The sequence below is a fragment of the Ponticaulis koreensis DSM 19734 genome, assembly GCF_000420665.1.
Classification (GTDB): domain Bacteria; phylum Pseudomonadota; class Alphaproteobacteria; order Caulobacterales; family Hyphomonadaceae; genus Ponticaulis; species Ponticaulis koreensis.
Genome location: NZ_ATVJ01000001.1, coordinates 142,480 through 159,129 on the forward strand (window position 1 = coordinate 142,480; position 16,650 = coordinate 159,129).

Below are 16,650 nucleotides of genomic sequence, written 5' to 3' on the forward strand. Positions count from 1 at the left end.
CCCGTCCGGACCAGCTCATTCAGCGTCCATCCGACCAAGAGAGAAACGCTCTCCGTGCGAGCGCACGACCAGTTCGCCGTCCACTTCTTCTGCCATCTCAACCAGCTCGTAAAACGCCGGGCGCGTCAGCTTGGCTTCAAGACGACCACGAACAAGAACATAGGGCGAAGGCTCACCCGTTTCCGGATCGGTCTCTACACGCAGCGGATTATTGCTACCAATTTCCACGAAGTCGCCCAGATTAGTGGTCACAACAATAACATGCTCGCCGTCAGCTTCGGCCGCATCAACACGAACCGCCAGAAAGGGAGCATCCTCTACGTGAACTATGACCTTTTCGTAAGGTGTCACTAAATAAGTGGACCCGTCGGCATCCTTGCGCAAAATCGTAGAAAAGAGCCGGACGAGCTTTTCACGGGAGAACTTTGTGCCTTCATGCCACCACGAGCCATCAGCACGTATTTCCATGCCAATGTCTGCACAATGTTCCGGATTCCACGTTTCAACGGGCGGAAGTTTACGCTTGCCATTTGCAATCGGAATGATCGCCTGCAATGTTCTGTTTAACTGGTCGAGATCTGTTGTCGGTTGGCTTGCCACACGCGGCTCCTTATCTCCGTCTTAAGAGTGATTTAGGTGTAAAATCTGCATGAGTGAAGAACTTAGCGCCCCGGAAACTGCAGCCCAGCCTGCCGAGACCTTCGATCCGACGACTGCGGAGGTCGAAACCATTATGGCAGACCTGTCGCTGGTGAAAGAAGAGATCGGTAAGGTCGTCTTCGGTCAGGAGCGTACAATCGAGCTTGTGCTCTGTGCTATCCTCTCTGGTGGTCACGCCCTGTTGATCGGTGCTCCGGGCCTTGCCAAGACACGACTGATCGATGCGCTTGGCACTGTGCTTGGCCTCGGTGCAGGACGGGTCCAATTTACGCCAGACCTCATGCCATCCGACATTCTGGGCTCTGAAATTCTTGAGCAGACCGAAGACGGCAAACGCTCTTTCCGCTTCGTCCCAGGCCCTGTTTTCACTAGCCTTCTTCTCGCAGACGAGATCAACCGCGCCAGCCCGCGTACCCAGTCTGCGCTGCTGCAGGCGATGGCGGAACACCATGTGACTGTTGCCGGTCACCGTCATGACCTGCCTGAACCGTTCCACGTTCTGGCGACCCAGAACCCGATCGAGCAACAAGGCACCTACCCTCTACCGGAGGCCCAACTCGACCGTTTCCTTCTGAAAGTTGATGTTGATTATCCGGATGAAGAAACCGAGCGCCGCATTCTCGTTGAAACAACCAGCGGCAGCGATACTGAGCTTCAGAAGATTCTATCGGCTGAGAAGCTGATAGAAATTCAGGGTCTCGTCCGCCGCCTGCCGGTCGGAACACAAATTGTTGATCGCATTCTCAAGCTGATCCGCGATGCCCGTCCCGAGCAAAGCGAAAACGAATCTGTACGCAAACAGGTCTTGTGGGGCCCATCTCCGCGTGCTGGTCAGGCGCTTATGCTGGCCTGCCGTGCGCGCGCTCTGCTTCGCGGACGCCTCGCGCCAAGCGTAGAGGACATTGAAGCTCTGGCAGAACCGGCCCTCGGCCACCGTATGGCGCTGCGCTTCGACCCGACAGGTGAAGCCCCGACGCTGCCAAAACTCATCGAGACACTGGCGACCCGGAAACGCTGATTTATGCGTGATCTGAACCGTCTTCGCGCCGAAGCTGAAACTCTGGCCTCTGAACTGCCGGAGTTTTCAGTGCTGACACGTCAGCAGGCGACCGCTCATCCGGGCGGTGCGCCGCGGCAGCGTGCGGGGCATGGTGAGGATTTCTGGCAGTATCGCGGACGCACGCCCGAAGACAGTGCCAACGCCATTGACTGGCGCCGCTCCGCCACGGGCGATGAGCTATTTATCCGCGAACACGAACTGCAGACCGCACGCCAGATGGAAATCTGGGTAGACCCGTCATCCGGCTTCGACTGGACAAGCATTAAGGGCGGGCTCACCAAGGCCGAAGAGGCGCGCATTATTCTGACCGCACTTGCCTATCAGTTTTGCGCAGAAGGCGATCGCGCCCGCGTGCTTGGCAGCGGCAAAGGCGCATTCAATGCAGGTCAGTTGATCCAGAAGTCTCTTGAAGCGTTTGATCATCCGAACCACTCTGACGTGCCGAGCATACCTGAGCGCGACAGTTCAATTGTGGTCATCGCCAGTGATTTTTACAGCAATATGGACGACATGGCCCGCGCCATCTCATCGGCTGCGTCTGACGGCGCATCTGGCATGCTCTTGCAGATTTGCGACCCGATGGAAGTCGAGTTCCCGTTCTCTGGACGGGTCAAATTTCGTCGTCCGGGCAGTACGCTGTCCCGTATTTTCGGTCGGACGGAAGACCTGAAAGACACTTACGAAGCACGCTTCAAAAAGCGGCAGGATGCTGTGCGCGCTCTGGCTGCCCGTATTGGCTGGGGGTTTGAAACGCATATTCTCGGCAACACGCGCCGCCCGCTGGCATTCCGTGTAATGCAGGATCTTGCTGGTGCAGGAGCGCCGCGATGAGCTTTGCGCTTGGTCCGCTTCTTTTCCTGACGCCATTAGCGCTTCTGGCCCTGCTCGGTCTGCCGCTCTTATGGTTCGTCCTGCGCGCGACACCGCCTCAGCCAAAAGACCAGACGCTTCCGTCTTTTGCCTTGTTCGAAGACATGGAGCCCGTTGAGGAAACGCCTGATAAAACGCCATGGTGGATCATTGCATTGCGCATGCTGGTGATCACGCTTGCAATTATCGGCTTGTCGACCCCGGTCTGGTCGCCCCGCCAGAACGCCGAAGACGCTGTATTTGATCGCGATGTGCTCCTCATCGTCGATGATGGCTGGACGGCAGCGCCGAACTGGTCAGCCATTCAGAACGCGGCGCTCGGCACGCTTGGCTCGATTGATCGCGACCTCGGCGTTTATGTGATTGGCTCTACCCAGACCGACCTGACGGATGCGCTGGCGGACAGGCTCAGCCCGCAAAATGCTCGCGGCGTCGTTCAGGCTATGCGCCCGAATGGCTGGCGCCCGGATTATGACACGCTCGCCGAAAACCTTTCAGACCTTGAAACGAACAGCTTTGATATCGTCTGGGTGAGCGATAATCAGCTCGGTGAGGGCTTTGCGGCCTTAAGCTCGCAATTGACGCGGATTGGGAACGTCGATGCCATTCCCGTCACCGGCAACGATCTCGTCGGAATCACCGGCGTAGCCACCAGCGCCAATGGTCCAATCCTGTCACTGGCGCGATCGCAGGACGACACACAGCTCCAGCTTTCGATTACTGCATATGACGACACCGGTGCGTCGCTGGCGACGGCACGCGGCGCGTTTGAGGCAGGCACATCAACGACGGAACTCCGCTTCGACGTACCTGAAAGCATTCAGACAGGCATGTCTTGGTTCCGCCTGAACGGTCAGAACTCTGCTGGTGCCGTCTGGCAGTGGGATGGCGCAGGCCGTATGCGCCGTGTTGGCCTCGTTGGCGAAGGCCAGACCCTGCAACCGCTGCTCTCGGACGCTTATTACGTTCGCAACGCGCTCTCACCTTTTGCCACCATTGTTGAGGGCACGCTGGATGAACTCATGAATGAAGAACTGAACGTTCTCATTCTGACTGACGTTGGCGAGTTGTCAGATACTGCCGAAGAACGCCTCAGTGCGTGGGTTGAAGACGGCGGCGTGCTGATCCGTTTTGCAGGCCCCCGCATGGCCGCACAATCTGACGATCTTCTTCCCGTGCGTCTACGCCGCGCATCCCGTGCACTGGACAGCGCTTTGTCATGGGACACACCACAGGAGCTGACCAGCTTTAGCGAGACGGGCCCGTTTGCCCGCCTGACCACAACGCGCGATCAGGTGATGATCCGCCGTCAGGTGCTTGCCCAGCCAGACCCACAGCTTGCTTCGCGCACATGGGCACGCCTCGCCGATGGCACGCCGCTCGTAACGTCTGAAACGCTTGGCCGTGGCCGCGTCACCCTGTTCCACGTCACAGCTGGCCCAGAATGGTCAGACCTGCCGCTAGCCGGTGTGTTCGTCGAAATGATGCGTTACGCTACCCTGCCCGCGCGCGAACTTGCAGCGGCAGGTGCAACAACGGAAACGAGCCTTGCCCCACGTCGCTGGCTGTCCGGTTTCGGCGATTTCGTCACGCCAGCGGCGAATGCCCGCCCGCTACAGATCGAGCCCGGCGTCATACCACGCGCCGATGCAGCGCACCCTGCCGGGCTTTATCAGGGCGGTACGCTGACCCTCACCCTGAACGCTGGCGCAGGCTGGATACCAGAAGCCGTGACAGACTGGCCAAATGGCGTCACCGTCCGCTCGACTGGCGAATTATCTACCACACGCCTTGGCGGCTTCTTCCTGACGTTGGCTCTGCTTCTTCTGCTCATTGATCTGATTGTGTCGCTGCTAATTGCAGGCCGACTACGTTTTGGCCGCGAAGCGGGTGTCGCCATCATGCTGCTTTGCGCTGGTACAGTTCTCCCCGATCACGCAGACGCGCAGAACCGCACGGCCCGCGAACAATCCGAACCGCGTGACGAGGTCATGCAGGCGGCGCTTACCTTGCGTTTTGCCTATGTCATTACAGACGATGCGACGGCGAACACAAAAGCCGAGGCAGGCCTGCGCGGCCTCTCCATGATGCTCTACCGCCGGACGACCGTGGAACCGGATGAACCTATCGGGCTGAACCTCGCTGAAGACCCGCTCAATCTCTTCCCGTTCATCATGCTGGTTATGCCAGAAAGCGGCATGGCGCTGACAGAGGAAGAGAGCACGGCTCTTGGCCAGTATCTGCGCAATGGTGGCGCTCTGCTGATCGACACGACATCAGGTTCCGGCATTGGTACGCAAACGGATGAGCGTCTGACAAACCTTCTGAACGGTCTTGATGTCCCGCCGCTCATGCAGGCGAGCGAAGACCATGTGCTCTCCCGCGCCTTCTATCTGCTGGATGGCTTTTACGGCCGCTATCCGGGCCGTCCGCTCTGGATTGAAAGCGGCGCAGGTACCCAGCGCGATGAACGTCGCGGCGATGGTGTCTCTACCCTCTTCATCACCGACGCGGATATGGCGTCAGCCTGGGCTGTCGACGAAGTAGGGCGACCGCTTTATTCGGTAGACGGTGGAAACCGGAATCGCGAGCTTGCCTTCCGGACCGGCATTAACATCGTGATGTATATTCTGACCGGAAATTACAAAGAAGATCAGGTCCACTTGCCAGCCCTTCTGGAACGTCTGGGCGAGTCCGATGACGATCTGCCGGGCCGCGGGCGTGATCAAAATCGCAACCCGCGCGACCTCACGCCGGGAGGTGACAGATGACGGCTGCACATCTGAGCTTTGATCCGCATCTTGGCTGGCCGGTGCTCATCGCACTGGGCATTGCCGCGCTGATCGTCTGGGGACTTTACCTTGTCCGGCGCGGACGTGCCTGGCTGACACGGGCTCTCGCGCTGACACTTATCGCTGCTGCTATTTCCAACCCGCTCTGGGTACGTGAAAACCGCGAAGCGCTGCCGAGCACAGTTGCGATTGTCTTCGACCAGTCTTCCAGCATGGGTGTCGCAGACCGGCGCGCTATTGCAAACGACGTCTCTGCTGCGTTGCTGAGCCAGCTCGCCGCGCTGGAAAACGTAAATGTGCAATTGGTTGAAACCCGCCCCGGCGCGCCAGAAACACAGCTTGCTGCTGCTATGACGTCTGCGCTGGCGGACACGCCACGCGATCAGATTGCTGGCACAATCCTCATCACAGACGGCCAGGCGCACGATATCCCGGAAGCGACCGAAGACCTTGAAGAATTTGGTCCCGTCCACGGACTGATTATCGGTTCGGAAGACGAAACCGACCGCCGCGTCGAGATCGTTTCCGCACCAAGCTACGGAATTGTCGGCGACGAAGCTGTTATGCAGATTCTCGTGACCGCCAGCGATACCATCACGACGACAGTAGACGTGTCCGTGAACGGCGAACCTTCCCGGCGTATTCTGGTGGAGACCGGCCAGCCGACAGAGGTGCCCGTTACCATCGACCGTCGCGGCCCGAACACGGTCACAGTTGAAATTGCAGCAGCCCAGAACGAACTGACCGCGGCGAATAACATCACCGCGATGACGCTCACCGGTATTCGCGACTCTTTACGCGTGCTGCTGATAACCGGTGAACCACACCGCGGTGGCCGCGCATGGCGTGATATTCTGAAGTCTGACCCGATGGTGGACCTCGTTCATTTCACCATTCTGCGCCCGCCTCACAAACAGGATGCGACGCCTACAGACGAACTGGCGCTCATTCCATTCCCGACCAACGAGCTGTTCGAAGACAAGCTGCGTGAATTCGATCTGATCATCTTCGACCGGTATCGCCGCCGCGGCGTGCTTCATCTGCGGTATCTGGATAATATTGCCCGCTATGTCGATCAGGGCGGCGCGCTGATTATATCTGCAGGCGAACCGTTTGCAGGGCCTGCCAGCCTCCACCGCACGCCGCTCGCTTCGGTGCTGCCTCTCAGCCCGACAGGCGTCGTTGAGACACAGCGCTTCGTCCCGCAGATCTCCGGTCTGGGAGAGCGCCACTCCATAACCAGTACGCTGGAGCAAGACGCGCTCGGCCCTTGGTATCGATACATCGGAGCGCGCGAAGTCACGGGTGATGTTCTGATGACGACAGAAGACGGCCAGCCGCTGCTTGCCGTCGACCGTGTCGGCGAAGGCCGCGTCGCTGAACTCATGTCAGACCAACTCTGGCTTTGGGCGCGCGGACATGAAGGCGGCGGACCGTTTGCCGAACTCGTGCGCCGTATTGTTCACTGGACGATGCGGGAACCGGAGCTGGAAGAAGAGCGGCTGACAATGCGCAGTGAAGGCGAAGACATTATCGCCAATCTGACATCACTTTCCTCGACGCCAGACAGTCTCAACATCATCTTTCCGGACGGAAGCGAAACTACTTATAGCTGGGCTGAAAACGAATATGGCGTTCAGGAAGTACGCCTGCCATCAGAACAGCTCGGCCTTTACCGCGCAGCCGTCGGTGATCTGGAGACAATATTCCTGAACGGTCCGGCACAACCTCGCGAATTTGCCGACCTTCTTTCCACTACCGAACGTGTTCTCCCACTTACCGACGCGACAAACGGCGTCGTCACACGCCTGACAGATGCGGGCGACACACCGGAACTTCGCATGACGTCACGCGGCGGCGGTGATGGAAACTGGATCGGAATACGAGACCGTCAGGCCTATGCGGTGCGCGATGCCAGCAGCCAGCCTATTCTTCCAACCTGGCTCGTCGCAGGTATGCTCTTTGGGTTGCTCTTGCTCGCATGGCGTCGCGAGGGTAGGTAACCGCCCCTGTCGGGAAAGGTTCATCCTCGGGCGCACGCAGGCGTTTCAGCATGATACGAGACTGGTTCTGCGGCCCCGGAAACTGAACGCTCCCGTGCGGCGGCACTTCAAATCCGACACGTCCGAAATATGGCGGGGCACCGATAAGGCATGCCCATTGATGGCCTGAGGCACGCCCCGCTTCAAGCGACGCTTCAGTAACAGAGCGCCCCACTTTGCCGCCCTGATACTCAGGCGCAACCGCAATCGGCCCGTAAAACAGGGCTGGCGTGCCGCCGATAAAGATCGGCCAGACACGGCAAACAGCGATCAAGCGTCCATTCAGAAGACCAACACGCGTGATTTCCGGCAGAGAGTAGGAATACTCCCTCACCCGCTCTGCCGTCTTGGCAAAGTGTCCCGCACCGAAGGTCGCATCGAACAGACGTTCGATTGCGCGGCCATCACGGTCTGGAATCTCGCGGTCGTAAATGATCATCCGGCGCGTCTACTGGGGATAGTGGTGTCAGACAAGAGGAGTTTCGTCTTTCCAAGCCGGAACGGGCTGATTAACGTATCTCCCAACAAGAGAAACAGGGAGAGCTTCATGGGTATTCTGGACGGTAAAACCATCCTCATTACGGGTGGCGGTAATGGCATTGGTAAAGCCACTGCGTTAATGGCCGGCGAGCTGGGTGCCAACGTCATCGTCAACGATCTGGGTGGCAGCCTGTCTGGTGCCGACGAAGGCAGCGCAGGCCCGGCAGAAGAGGTCGCAGCGGAGATCCGTGCAAAAGGTGGCTCGGCCATTTCCAACTCCGATAGCGTCACAGATTTTGAAGCCGTCAAAGAGATGGTGGAAGGCGCAAAAAAAGAGTTTGGCGGGCTGGATTCCATCATTAATCCGGCAGGCATCTTGCGCGATAAAATGTTCCACAAAATGAGCGAAGAAGACTGGGATGCCGTCATCGCTGTACACCTTCGCGGCTCTTACAATGTAGCACGCGCGGCGGTGGAATATTTCCGCGACCGCGAGAATGGCAACTATGTCTTCTTCACCTCTACATCCGGCCTGATCGGTAATATCGGACAGGCAAACTATGCGGCTGCCAAGCTCGGCATTGTGGGCTTATCACGCATTATCGCAATGGAAGGTGTGCGTAAGAATATCCGCTCCAACGTCATCGCGCCATTCGCCTGGACACGCATGATTGCCTCCATTCCGGTGACTGACGAAGCCAGCCGCGAACGTGTCGAGCGCATGAAAAACGCCATGCGTCCGGAGCAGGTCTCAAATCTGGCGCTCGCCCTGTGTTCTGATAAATGCGACACGACTGGCCAGATTTTTGCGGTTCGCGGCAACGAGCTCGTTCTCTTCAGCCAGCCACGTCCGGTACGCAGCATGGCCAATCTGGAAGGCTGGTCACCGGAAAGCATTCTGGATACCGCACTTCCTGCGATGAAGAACGACATGGAAGACCTTGGCGCATCGGCCTCCGTCTTCCCTTACGACCCGGTATAAACGGGCCTGACACTCAGAAGGGATGCCAATGTTTGAGATCATCGACAGAGACCTAATCCTCTGGCCTGTCGCCGGTCATCTTGGCATCCTTTTCATTTTATACTGCTGGCTGTCTGTTGCGCGATTTCAAAAGCGCGCAGGACAGCCGGTCGAGGCGCTGGAGGCTCGCATCAGCGCCAATCTCAAGAACCAGTTTGAAGCCCCAATTCTCTTCTATGCCTTGGTCGCCATGCTATGGGCCGAGGACCTCGTAAACTGGACCTATCTGACGCTCGCCTTCGTCTTTCTGGCAGGACGTATCTGGCATTTACTCGCAGCAACGCTGTCCACGAAAATTATCCGTCGTGGACTGATCTTCACCGTCAACTGGCTGGCGATTTACGCGATGTGGGCGTTGTTTCTGCTGCCGCGGCTATTTTAGCGCGGCGCACGCTTCGCCAGAATACGCTGCAGCGTGCGGCGGTGCATGTTCAGGCGACGCGCTGTCTCTGACACATTGTGATTGCAGAGCTCGTAAACACGCTGGATGTGTTCCCAACGCACACGGTCAGCAGACATCGGATTTTCCGGCGGCTCAGGCGCTTCATCGCGCTGGGCAACCAGAGCCTTGATGATATCTTCAACATCAGCCGGCTTGGAGAGGTAATCGATCGCACCCGCTTTCACGGCAGCAACCGCCGTCGCCAGCGCGCCATAGCCTGTCAGCATGATTGCGCGAACGTCTTCACGGTGCTGCTGGAGTGTTTCAACAACCTCAAGGCCAGAACCGTCTTCCAGGCGTAGATCGATCACTGCGAATGCCGGTGGGTTCAGACGTGCAACGTCTTTTGCTTCGGCGACTGTGCCGACTGCTGAAACTGTAAAACCACGACGTGTGAGTGCTTGTGCCAGGCGCGTCCGAAACGGCGCATCGTCATCCAGTACCATCAGTGTTCGGTCAGTCAGCTCTTCCAGAGCTTTGTGGATGTCGATCTCAGCACTCATAATATCTGTCCAGCTTCTATTCACTCGAAGGGCTTAAATCATCTAAGCCTGTTTCGTGCGCAGACCAAGTCGTTTCGGCCTCAAGCGCAGCTCTTTCCCATCGCAGCCGGACAACCGCCCCTTTTTCAGGTTCGGGACGGTTAAAGGTCGCCACCTCACCGCCGCTCTGTTCAATGAGCGTTTTTGCAATGAAGAAACCAAGCCCCATATCGCCGCCCCCGGCATGTTTCTGGCTGCGCTCGGAAATATAAGGTTCGCCTAATTTAGGCAAGACTGTTGGCGAAAAACCCGGTCCATCATCTGTTACAGAGATGGTGATGATCCGGTCACTCCATACCGCATCGAGGGACACATAGCTGTCTGCAAAGGAGACCGCATTCTCTACAAACGCGCCGAGTGCGTGGAGAATTTCAGGGGACCGGTCGAGCTTCGGCTCGGTGAGGTCCGTCGCCGTCGAATGGGCGAAGGTGCGAACTTCCACCAGCTTGTCGCGCCCCTTATGAGGACGCGCCGCCTCCTCTACCAGAGTAGAGAGCTGGATACGCGCGTGAACGATGTCACCGGTCTCGCGTTCTTGCGCGAGCCGTCGCAGAATGGACCGGCACCGGTCTGCCTGTTCAGAGAGAAGGCGCGCATCTTCCTTATGCGGATCATCATCCTCAAGGTCTGCCGCCATTTCTTTGGCAACCAGATGGATCGTCGCCAGCGGCGTGCCAAGCTCGTGCGCTGTGGCAGCGGCTAGCGCGCCGAGCGCAGATAGCTTTTGCTCGCGCGCCATAACGACCTGAGCGGCATCAAGCGCCCGCACCAGACGCGCTTCATCACGCGACACACGTATGGAAGACAGCGCGAAGAAGGCCAGACCAATCGCGACCGCGCAGAACTGTCCGATTTCCAGCAGGGCAGGAACTTCCAGCTCTTCGCCGGGCGGCGATGGCAGCGGCAGATGGAAGAATGCCATGGCAGCTGTGCAGGCAAGCGCAAGCAAAGCGAGCCCCATGGAATAGCGTGTTTCCAGACTAACAGACGCAATTGTCACAGGCGCCATGATCATCAGCACAAAGGGGTTTTCCAGACCGCCCGTGATCGCAATCAGAAACGTGACCTGAAGAATATCAAAGGCAAACTGGGCGACCGCTTCCGGCGTTGTCGCGAGCCGCTGGCTCGGAAACGCAATCATCACGAAAACGTTCAGCCAGGCAGACACAGCAATCGCAGCCAGGCACAACCCAAGCGACAAAGAAAAGCCGAGACCGAAGTAAACAAACAGAACAGCAATCGCCTGACCGAGAATTGCCAGCCAGCGAGTCGCGACAAAGGTGCGCACCCTGAGGCGCCCGAAAGCAGATCCAACCCCACCAAGCCCTTCTTTTGGAAGGGAAAAAATCGTACTCTGATCGTCCAGTGTGTCAGCCACGGTCCCGCCCGGTATTTTATTCTGTCCCGAACTGTCCTATCTGAACCCGTGTTAAAGGACCAGTCTCATGATTTCTACTTCTACGCTTTTTCGTACTTGCGCTCTAGCTACAGCCCTCACGATTGCGGCCTGTGGAAATGACGGTTCCACCAATGTCGCACAATCATCAGGTGCGCAGAACACATGCATGTCGCGCGGCGACTATGGCTGGGGTGGTCCCTTCAGCCTGATCGACCAGACGGGCACACCGGTTACGCAGGAAGATTATATGGGCCGCCCGACGCTCATGTATTTCGGCTATACGGTCTGCCCTGATGCCTGCCCTGTCATCATGGAAAAGATCACATATGCGCTGGATGAGCTGCCAGAAGACATGGTCCATCCGCGCGTCATGCTTATCAGCTTTGACCCGGAGCGCGACACACCGGAAGTCCTGAGCGCCTATGTCTCCAACCCCTATTATCCTGAAGACATGGTCGGCCTGACCGGCAGCGACGAGCAAATCCGCGAAGCGGCTGACGCGTTTCAGGCCATTTATTCCGTCAGCGAACAGGAAGACAGCGCCATCGGCTACGTGTTCGACCACTCAGCCGCCATCTATCTGATGGATGAAAACTGGGAAATGGACACTTTCTTCATCGCAACAGAAAACCCGCGCGATATGGCAGACTGTATGACCAACTTCCTGCCTCAGGTAGAAGGCTGATCCGGCGCAGCGCAGGGATTCTTTTCTGCCTCGCGCCTGCGCTCTTCCTGCCAGGCTTTGCGTAGAGAGCTGATACGTTCGGGTATGCGCTCTTCCATGACGAGGGCTGACTGTACGCGGTCGGTCCGGAAGTGGCGAAAGCCATGACGCAGTTCGCACCAGGCGCAGATCATCCGGTAGTCTTCCGAATAAGCGAGCAGGAACGGCCAGATCACCCGTTCGCTAGCTTGTGCTTTCTCATCGGAATACGTCACCAGAACCTTGTGGCGGTCACGGATCGCGCCGCGAATAAGCGACACATCGACAGTGTCGATCAGGCGCGAGCGAAAACTGATCGGCGTCAGGCCGCTGTCCACAATGACCGGCTGGAGCGTTTTAGGGACCGCCGTTGTCAGTTTGGCGATCAGATCTTTTGCGCCGCGCTGTAAATGCGTATCGCCGCGCGCTTCTACCCATTTCGCGCCAAGAACCGCGGCCTCCAACTCGTCTGCGGTCAGCATGAGAGGTGGCATGTCATAGCCGTCATCCAGAATGTAACCCATGCCCGCCTCACCGCGGATCGGCACGCGTTGTGCAATTAACTCCGCTGTATCACGATAGACAGTCCGCAGCGATGTTTCGAGTTCTTCGGAAAGCTCATGCGCAGTCACGGGGCGATCATGCCGCCGCAGGATCTGAATGATTTTAAACAGGCGTTCGGTTCGTCTCATGTCATCATCCTAGTCCCACCATACTGACAGCATGTTGGCAGTAGCCCTGCGTTAGCAAGGGATATCTTTCAACACGGAGAAAACAGGATGATTACACTTTATGGATGGGGCCCGATGTTCGATTGCCCGTCACCGAGCGCGTTTGTCATGAAGTCCCTCATACAGCTGCAAATGCTGGGCGTGGAGTTCGAACTGGCAGTTGCCGATCTTGAGGCCGTTCCAAAAACGAAAGCCCCGTATCTGATCGACAATGGTACGCTTGTCGAAGACAGCAATTTCATTCGTTGGCATCTGGAACGCAAACTGGGCAAATCACTTGATAACGGACTGTCAGCAGCAGAGGCCGCTACCGGTTGGGCACTTGAGCGCATGGCGGAAGATAATATCGTCAACAATATCCTCACCCAGCGCTGGCTGAAGGATGAGAATTTCCAAAAAGGTCCCGCCCTGTTCTTCAGGAGTATCCCGGAAGCCCAGCGTAAGGCAGTTACGGACGAAGTCCGCGGCAGTATTAATGCCTACATGCATGGTCAGGGCTTTGGTCGACATTCCGAAGCCGAACAGCTTGCGCTTGCAGATCGCGATATCACTGCGATTGCGAATTTCCTTGGCGATAAGGATTACCTGTTCGGAAACACACCCGCCGCCGCAGATGCTAGCGTTGCCGCCGTCCTGATTTCTGCTGCATCCGAATTCTTTGATACACCGCTTTCCGGTCTCGTGCGGCGCCATGAAAACCTGGTTGAGTATATCACCCGAATGGAAGCGCGTTATCTGACTGGCCATAACTGGCCCATGCCTGAAATGGCGTAACCATAGTTGGGGGCACGCCTCACACGCGAGACGGTGCCCCCAATTCCCCATTTGGCGTAGACCAGTTGTTAAAACCGCTTGATTATCGTATGCTGCAGCGCAACATAACAATAATTGCTGTTATCGACTGAAAGGGCCCAAATGCTCTACTCCATGATTGAGATGCACCGCGCGGCTGCCGCTCCTATGCGTATGTTTGCTCGCGCCAACCGGATTATGTTTGAATCCGACTATAACGTGCTCTCGCGTACAGAATTCGGAAAGTCGATTGCCGCCACCTCTTCCCTTTTTGAGTCTCTGACGCGATCCTATGGTAAGCCTGTCTGGGGTCTGGAACACACAGAGATCAACGGTAAGGAAGTCTCTGTAGACGTTGAGACGGTCTGGTCTGATGCATGGTGCAATCTGGTCCACTTTCAGCGCGATCCGGAAGAACTCGCTGATGCACTGGGTGACGCCTCACCTCAACCGCGCCTTCTGATCGTAGCGCCTCTGTCAGGCCACTATGCGACCCTGCTGCGCGGCACAGTCGAGGCCTTCCTTCCGCATTTTGAAGTCTACATCACGGACTGGACAGACGCCCGCATGGTGCCGCTCTTCCAGGGTCGGTTTAGCCTGGACGACTATATCGACTATGTCCGCCGCATGATTGGCGAAGTCGGTCCGGGGTCAAACGTGCTTGCAGTTTGCCAGCCAGGCCCGCCTACTCTCGCCGCTATCGCACTTATGTCGGAAGACAATGATCCCAATGTGCCAGCCAGCATGACTTTTATGGGCTCGCCGATTGATTGTCGCAAAAGCCCGACTGTTCCAAACCTTCTTGCGGAAGAACGCCCGTTTGAGTGGTTCGAAGAGAACATGATCTACACAGTGCCAATGCCTTATCCGGGCGCGATGCGCCGCGTGTATCCGGGCTTTGTGCAGCTTTCCAGCTTCATGAATATGAACTGGGAACGCCATGTGGATGCCCACTGGTCATTCTTCGAACATCTGGTCGGTGATGATGGCGACAGCGCCTCCAAACACCGCGAGTTCTATGACGAATATCTGTCAGTGCTGGACCTCTCTGCCGAGTTCTACCTCGATACGATCAAACGCATCTTCCAGAATCATGAGTTGCCGCTCGGCACATTCATGCACCGCGGGCGCCTCGTGAAACCGTCGACGATCACGAAAACCGCGCTGATGACGGTTGAAGGCGAGAAAGACGATATCTCAGGCATCGGCCAGACGCAGGCAGCGCATGACCTCTGCTCGAACCTGCCAGAAGATATGCAGCTTGATTATGTCCAGCCGGGCGTCGGCCATTATGGCGTGTTCAACGGTTCGCGTTTCCGCAAGGAAATCGTGCCGCGCGTGGTGAACTTCATCCATAAATTCCACGATACAAAGCTGGAATCAGAATGGAACAACGCCTTCCTGATTGCGGCTGAATAAGCGCATCGCTAATTCGTAGATTCAAAAACGCCCTCAGCATCGGCCGAGGGCGTTTTCTTTCGTTTCAGACTTTCGACAATTAGTTCGCCGTAGCCGTAAAGCCGAGACGTTCCTGTGTCAGCAGCGTCGGGTCGGCCATCAGATCGCCGAGCGCAAAGGATGTTTCAGGGTCGAACGAGATTGTCAGCTCGTCCTGCTCACCACTGAGGAAGACGCGCAAAGCGGTCGCCAGATCGCTCGCGATCGCTTGATCAACGCCCATGCCGCTTGTCATAGCTGGCAGCATTGCCGTCATGCCAACTGCCATGCCGCGCATATCCTCGGCAGTCATACCCTGTTGCGGACCCATAACGGCGAAGACTTTGTCCAGAAGCCCCACATCACGGATGGTGAAGCTGAGCTGGTGAATGTCCAGTTGGGAATAAACCTCCATCATCATAGCTTGCGGGTCCTGCTCACCATTGACGAAGGCGTCAGGGTCCATGCCCTCCAGCGCAGTTGCCATAGCGCTGATACCGCCAATTTCGCTGACAGACGACATAGTGAAGACGTCTTCAATCGCGAAGCTGCTGCTCTCAGTCGTGGAAATGTCCGTTTCCGGATCATACGTGCTGTTGCTTGAGCCCGAGAGCACAATGCGCTCAAGGCCAACCATGGCCAGCATTGGCGCAAACTGCGCACCGGCTTCACCACCTTCTGCGTCCGCATCAACTGTCAGCGTAAATTCCGGCATGACAAAACGTGTCGGCACGCCATCTGAGTTGCGGGACACATCATAAGAGAGATCATCCAGCGCCACAGCCAGGCCAACACCGTTGAAGTTCATGTTTTCCAGAGAGAACTCGTCAAAGCCAGGGTCCATCGGATTGCCGTAGATCGCGCTCATCAGATCAGCGCTTGCTTCTTCGTCCTCAGCATTCATCAGAGCGTTCAGGAGAGCCGAATTCACACCGCCAACAGAGATTTTGCCGAGTGTGAATGTGCCGGACTCGTCACCATCGTCGAAGGCGAAGCTGACACCATCCACCTCGAACGAACCAATGGTTTCAGGGCCATAGTCTTCCGCTTCGATAGACGCGACCGACAGGTTGATCATGCCAGAGTCATCATCTTCACCTGCAACAAGCAGGTTCGTCAGCGACAGGCCGTCAAAGCTCATATTCTCTGTGTCTGGCAGGTCAGCCGCTTCGGAATGGCCGAACACGCCGCCAAGCCATGCCGCCAGTTGCGCGGAAGGACCGTCGAGCGCGATCTGGCCGATAGTGAAGCTTGCATTCTCTGCCTCAACTTCATCGGTCGGAACCACTTCAATTGCGTTCATGACCATGCGAGAGAAGTTGGCCATGCCTGCATCATCGACGTTGAGACCGGTGAAGATCATTTCCTCAGCTTTGAGGTCAGCAGAGCCGTCAACGTCGACCTCCACTATGCCGTCCTCATCTTCTTCGTCGGCGTCGGCTTCAAAATCGCTGGTGCGGATCATGACATTGCGGAACACAACGTCATTGCCGCTTTCAGAGCGGTCTTCAAACTCTACGCGGCCTGAGCCAGAATCGCGCAGTGACAGCTGTGTCAGCGCTGCGTTAATGTCTTCCGGGCTGGCAGCCGGACCGTCACCACCGCAAGCGGCAAGCGTCAGCGCAGCAGCACTCGCGAGCAAAATTTTCTTCATCTGAAATTCCCTTCTTCCTGAACCC

The 16,650-nt window shown here is 57.1% G+C and carries 15 protein-coding genes; 9 read left to right on the forward strand and 6 right to left on the reverse strand.

Annotation, left to right across the window (positions count from 1 at the left end):
• Nucleotides 1–15: 15 nt before the first annotated feature.
• Complete coding sequence (locus G523_RS17300; protein WP_022693106.1) at nucleotides 16–600, reverse strand: DUF1285 domain-containing protein; 585 nt, start codon at nucleotides 598–600, stop codon at nucleotides 16–18.
• A 49-nt stretch (nucleotides 601–649) separates the two neighbouring features.
• Between G523_RS17300 and G523_RS17305 the strand changes: the two genes are divergently transcribed.
• The 4 genes from G523_RS17305 to G523_RS0100810 are packed head-to-tail and all read left to right on the forward strand — an operon-like array spanning nucleotide 650 to nucleotide 7,385.
• On the forward strand, nucleotides 650–1,678 hold the full coding sequence (locus tag G523_RS17305) for an AAA family ATPase (protein WP_022693107.1): 1,029 nt from the start codon (nucleotides 650–652) through the stop codon (nucleotides 1,676–1,678).
• 3 nt (nucleotides 1,679–1,681) lie between these two features.
• Complete coding sequence (locus tag G523_RS17310; RefSeq protein WP_022693108.1) at nucleotides 1,682–2,551, forward strand: DUF58 domain-containing protein; 870 nt, start codon at nucleotides 1,682–1,684, stop codon at nucleotides 2,549–2,551.
• Nucleotides 2,548–5,361 carry a DUF4159 domain-containing protein gene (locus G523_RS17315; protein ID WP_022693109.1) on the forward strand — a complete coding sequence of 938 codons (2,814 nt, stop codon included), beginning with the start codon at nucleotides 2,548–2,550 and terminating at the stop codon, nucleotides 5,359–5,361. The genes G523_RS17310 and G523_RS17315 overlap by 4 nt, the downstream gene beginning before the upstream one ends.
• Complete coding sequence (locus G523_RS0100810; protein ID WP_022693110.1) at nucleotides 5,358–7,385, forward strand: DUF7408 domain-containing protein; 2,028 nt, start codon at nucleotides 5,358–5,360, stop codon at nucleotides 7,383–7,385. The genes G523_RS17315 and G523_RS0100810 overlap by 4 nt, the downstream gene beginning before the upstream one ends.
• Here the strand turns inward: G523_RS0100810 and G523_RS20575 are convergent.
• On the reverse strand, nucleotides 7,309–7,863 hold the full coding sequence (locus G523_RS20575) for a GNAT family N-acetyltransferase (protein ID WP_199285716.1): 555 nt from the start codon (nucleotides 7,861–7,863) through the stop codon (nucleotides 7,309–7,311). The two genes, G523_RS0100810 and G523_RS20575, sit on opposite strands and share 77 nt — an antisense overlap.
• Nucleotides 7,864–7,971: 108 nt before the next feature.
• Between G523_RS20575 and G523_RS0100815 the strand changes: the two genes are divergently transcribed.
• Together G523_RS0100815 and G523_RS17320 are read left to right on the forward strand one after the other, a co-directional pair.
• Nucleotides 7,972–8,886 carry an SDR family NAD(P)-dependent oxidoreductase gene (locus G523_RS0100815; RefSeq protein WP_022693111.1) on the forward strand — a complete coding sequence of 305 codons (915 nt, stop codon included), beginning with the start codon at nucleotides 7,972–7,974 and terminating at the stop codon, nucleotides 8,884–8,886.
• 28 nt (nucleotides 8,887–8,914) lie between these two features.
• A complete protein-coding gene (locus tag G523_RS17320) occupies nucleotides 8,915–9,307 on the forward strand; it encodes an MAPEG family protein (protein WP_022693112.1) in 393 nt (130 codons plus the stop codon).
• On the opposite strand, the gene G523_RS0100825 is transcribed toward G523_RS17320, so the two are convergent.
• Both G523_RS0100825 and G523_RS17325 read right to left on the reverse strand, forming a co-directional pair.
• Nucleotides 9,304–9,870, reverse strand: a complete 567-nt coding sequence (locus tag G523_RS0100825; RefSeq protein WP_022693113.1) for an ActR/PrrA/RegA family redox response regulator transcription factor — start codon at nucleotides 9,868–9,870, stop codon at nucleotides 9,304–9,306. The genes G523_RS17320 and G523_RS0100825 overlap by 4 nt on opposite strands.
• A gap of 16 nt (nucleotides 9,871–9,886) precedes the next feature.
• Entirely contained in the window at nucleotides 9,887–11,287 is a 1,401-nt protein-coding gene (locus G523_RS17325) for an ActS/PrrB/RegB family redox-sensitive histidine kinase (RefSeq protein WP_022693114.1), read from the reverse strand.
• A gap of 67 nt (nucleotides 11,288–11,354) precedes the next feature.
• Between G523_RS17325 and G523_RS17330 the strand changes: the two genes are divergently transcribed.
• Nucleotides 11,355–11,993: an SCO family protein gene (locus G523_RS17330; RefSeq protein ID WP_022693115.1), complete on the forward strand. Its 639-nt coding sequence runs from the start codon at nucleotides 11,355–11,357 to the stop codon at nucleotides 11,991–11,993.
• Here the strand turns inward: G523_RS17330 and G523_RS0100840 are convergent.
• The gene (locus G523_RS0100840) at nucleotides 11,978–12,703 is read right to left on the reverse strand and encodes a helix-turn-helix transcriptional regulator (RefSeq protein ID WP_022693116.1); all 726 of its coding nucleotides are present in this window, start codon (nucleotides 12,701–12,703) and stop codon (nucleotides 11,978–11,980) included. The genes G523_RS17330 and G523_RS0100840 overlap by 16 nt on opposite strands.
• Before the next feature lie 87 nt (nucleotides 12,704–12,790).
• On the opposite strand from G523_RS0100840, the gene G523_RS0100845 reads away from it, so the two are divergent.
• Nucleotides 12,791–13,516 (forward strand): glutathione S-transferase family protein, encoded by a 726-nt coding sequence (locus G523_RS0100845; RefSeq protein WP_022693117.1) that lies wholly within the window; start codon nucleotides 12,791–12,793, stop codon nucleotides 13,514–13,516.
• Nucleotides 13,517–13,657: 141 nt separating this feature from the next.
• A complete protein-coding gene (locus G523_RS0100850) occupies nucleotides 13,658–14,953 on the forward strand; it encodes a polyhydroxyalkanoate depolymerase (protein ID WP_022693118.1) in 1,296 nt (431 codons plus the stop codon).
• Nucleotides 14,954–15,032: 79 nt separating this feature from the next.
• Here the strand turns inward: G523_RS0100850 and G523_RS0100855 are convergent, their stop codons facing one another.
• A complete protein-coding gene (locus G523_RS0100855) occupies nucleotides 15,033–16,625 on the reverse strand; it encodes a hypothetical protein (protein WP_022693119.1) in 1,593 nt (530 codons plus the stop codon).
• Nucleotides 16,626–16,650 lie beyond the last annotated feature (25 nt).

What these genes read in the sequence shown, in the direction of transcription:
- G523_RS17305 (WP_022693107.1), top strand. Translation starts at nt 650, where the DNA reads ATGAGTGAAGAACTTAGCGCCCCGGAAACTGCAGCCCAGCCTGCCGAG.
- G523_RS17310 (WP_022693108.1), top strand. Translation starts at nt 1,682, where the DNA reads ATGCGTGATCTGAACCGTCTTCGCGCCGAAGCTGAAACTCTGGCCTCT.
- G523_RS17315 (WP_022693109.1), top strand. Translation starts at nt 2,548, where the DNA reads ATGAGCTTTGCGCTTGGTCCGCTTCTTTTCCTGACGCCATTAGCGCTT.
- G523_RS0100810 (WP_022693110.1), top strand. Translation starts at nt 5,358, where the DNA reads ATGACGGCTGCACATCTGAGCTTTGATCCGCATCTTGGCTGGCCGGTG.
- G523_RS20575 (WP_199285716.1), bottom strand. Translation starts at nt 7,863, where the DNA reads ATGATCATTTACGACCGCGAGATTCCAGACCGTGATGGCCGCGCAATC.
- G523_RS0100815 (WP_022693111.1), top strand. Translation starts at nt 7,972, where the DNA reads ATGGGTATTCTGGACGGTAAAACCATCCTCATTACGGGTGGCGGTAAT.
- G523_RS17320 (WP_022693112.1), top strand. Translation starts at nt 8,915, where the DNA reads ATGTTTGAGATCATCGACAGAGACCTAATCCTCTGGCCTGTCGCCGGT.
- G523_RS0100825 (WP_022693113.1), bottom strand. Translation starts at nt 9,870, where the DNA reads ATGAGTGCTGAGATCGACATCCACAAAGCTCTGGAAGAGCTGACTGAC.
- G523_RS17330 (WP_022693115.1), top strand. Translation starts at nt 11,355, where the DNA reads ATGATTTCTACTTCTACGCTTTTTCGTACTTGCGCTCTAGCTACAGCC.
- G523_RS0100840 (WP_022693116.1), bottom strand. Translation starts at nt 12,703, where the DNA reads ATGAGACGAACCGAACGCCTGTTTAAAATCATTCAGATCCTGCGGCGG.
- G523_RS0100845 (WP_022693117.1), top strand. Translation starts at nt 12,791, where the DNA reads ATGATTACACTTTATGGATGGGGCCCGATGTTCGATTGCCCGTCACCG.
- G523_RS0100850 (WP_022693118.1), top strand. Translation starts at nt 13,658, where the DNA reads ATGCTCTACTCCATGATTGAGATGCACCGCGCGGCTGCCGCTCCTATG.
- G523_RS0100855 (WP_022693119.1), bottom strand. Translation starts at nt 16,625, where the DNA reads ATGAAGAAAATTTTGCTCGCGAGTGCTGCTGCGCTGACGCTTGCCGCT.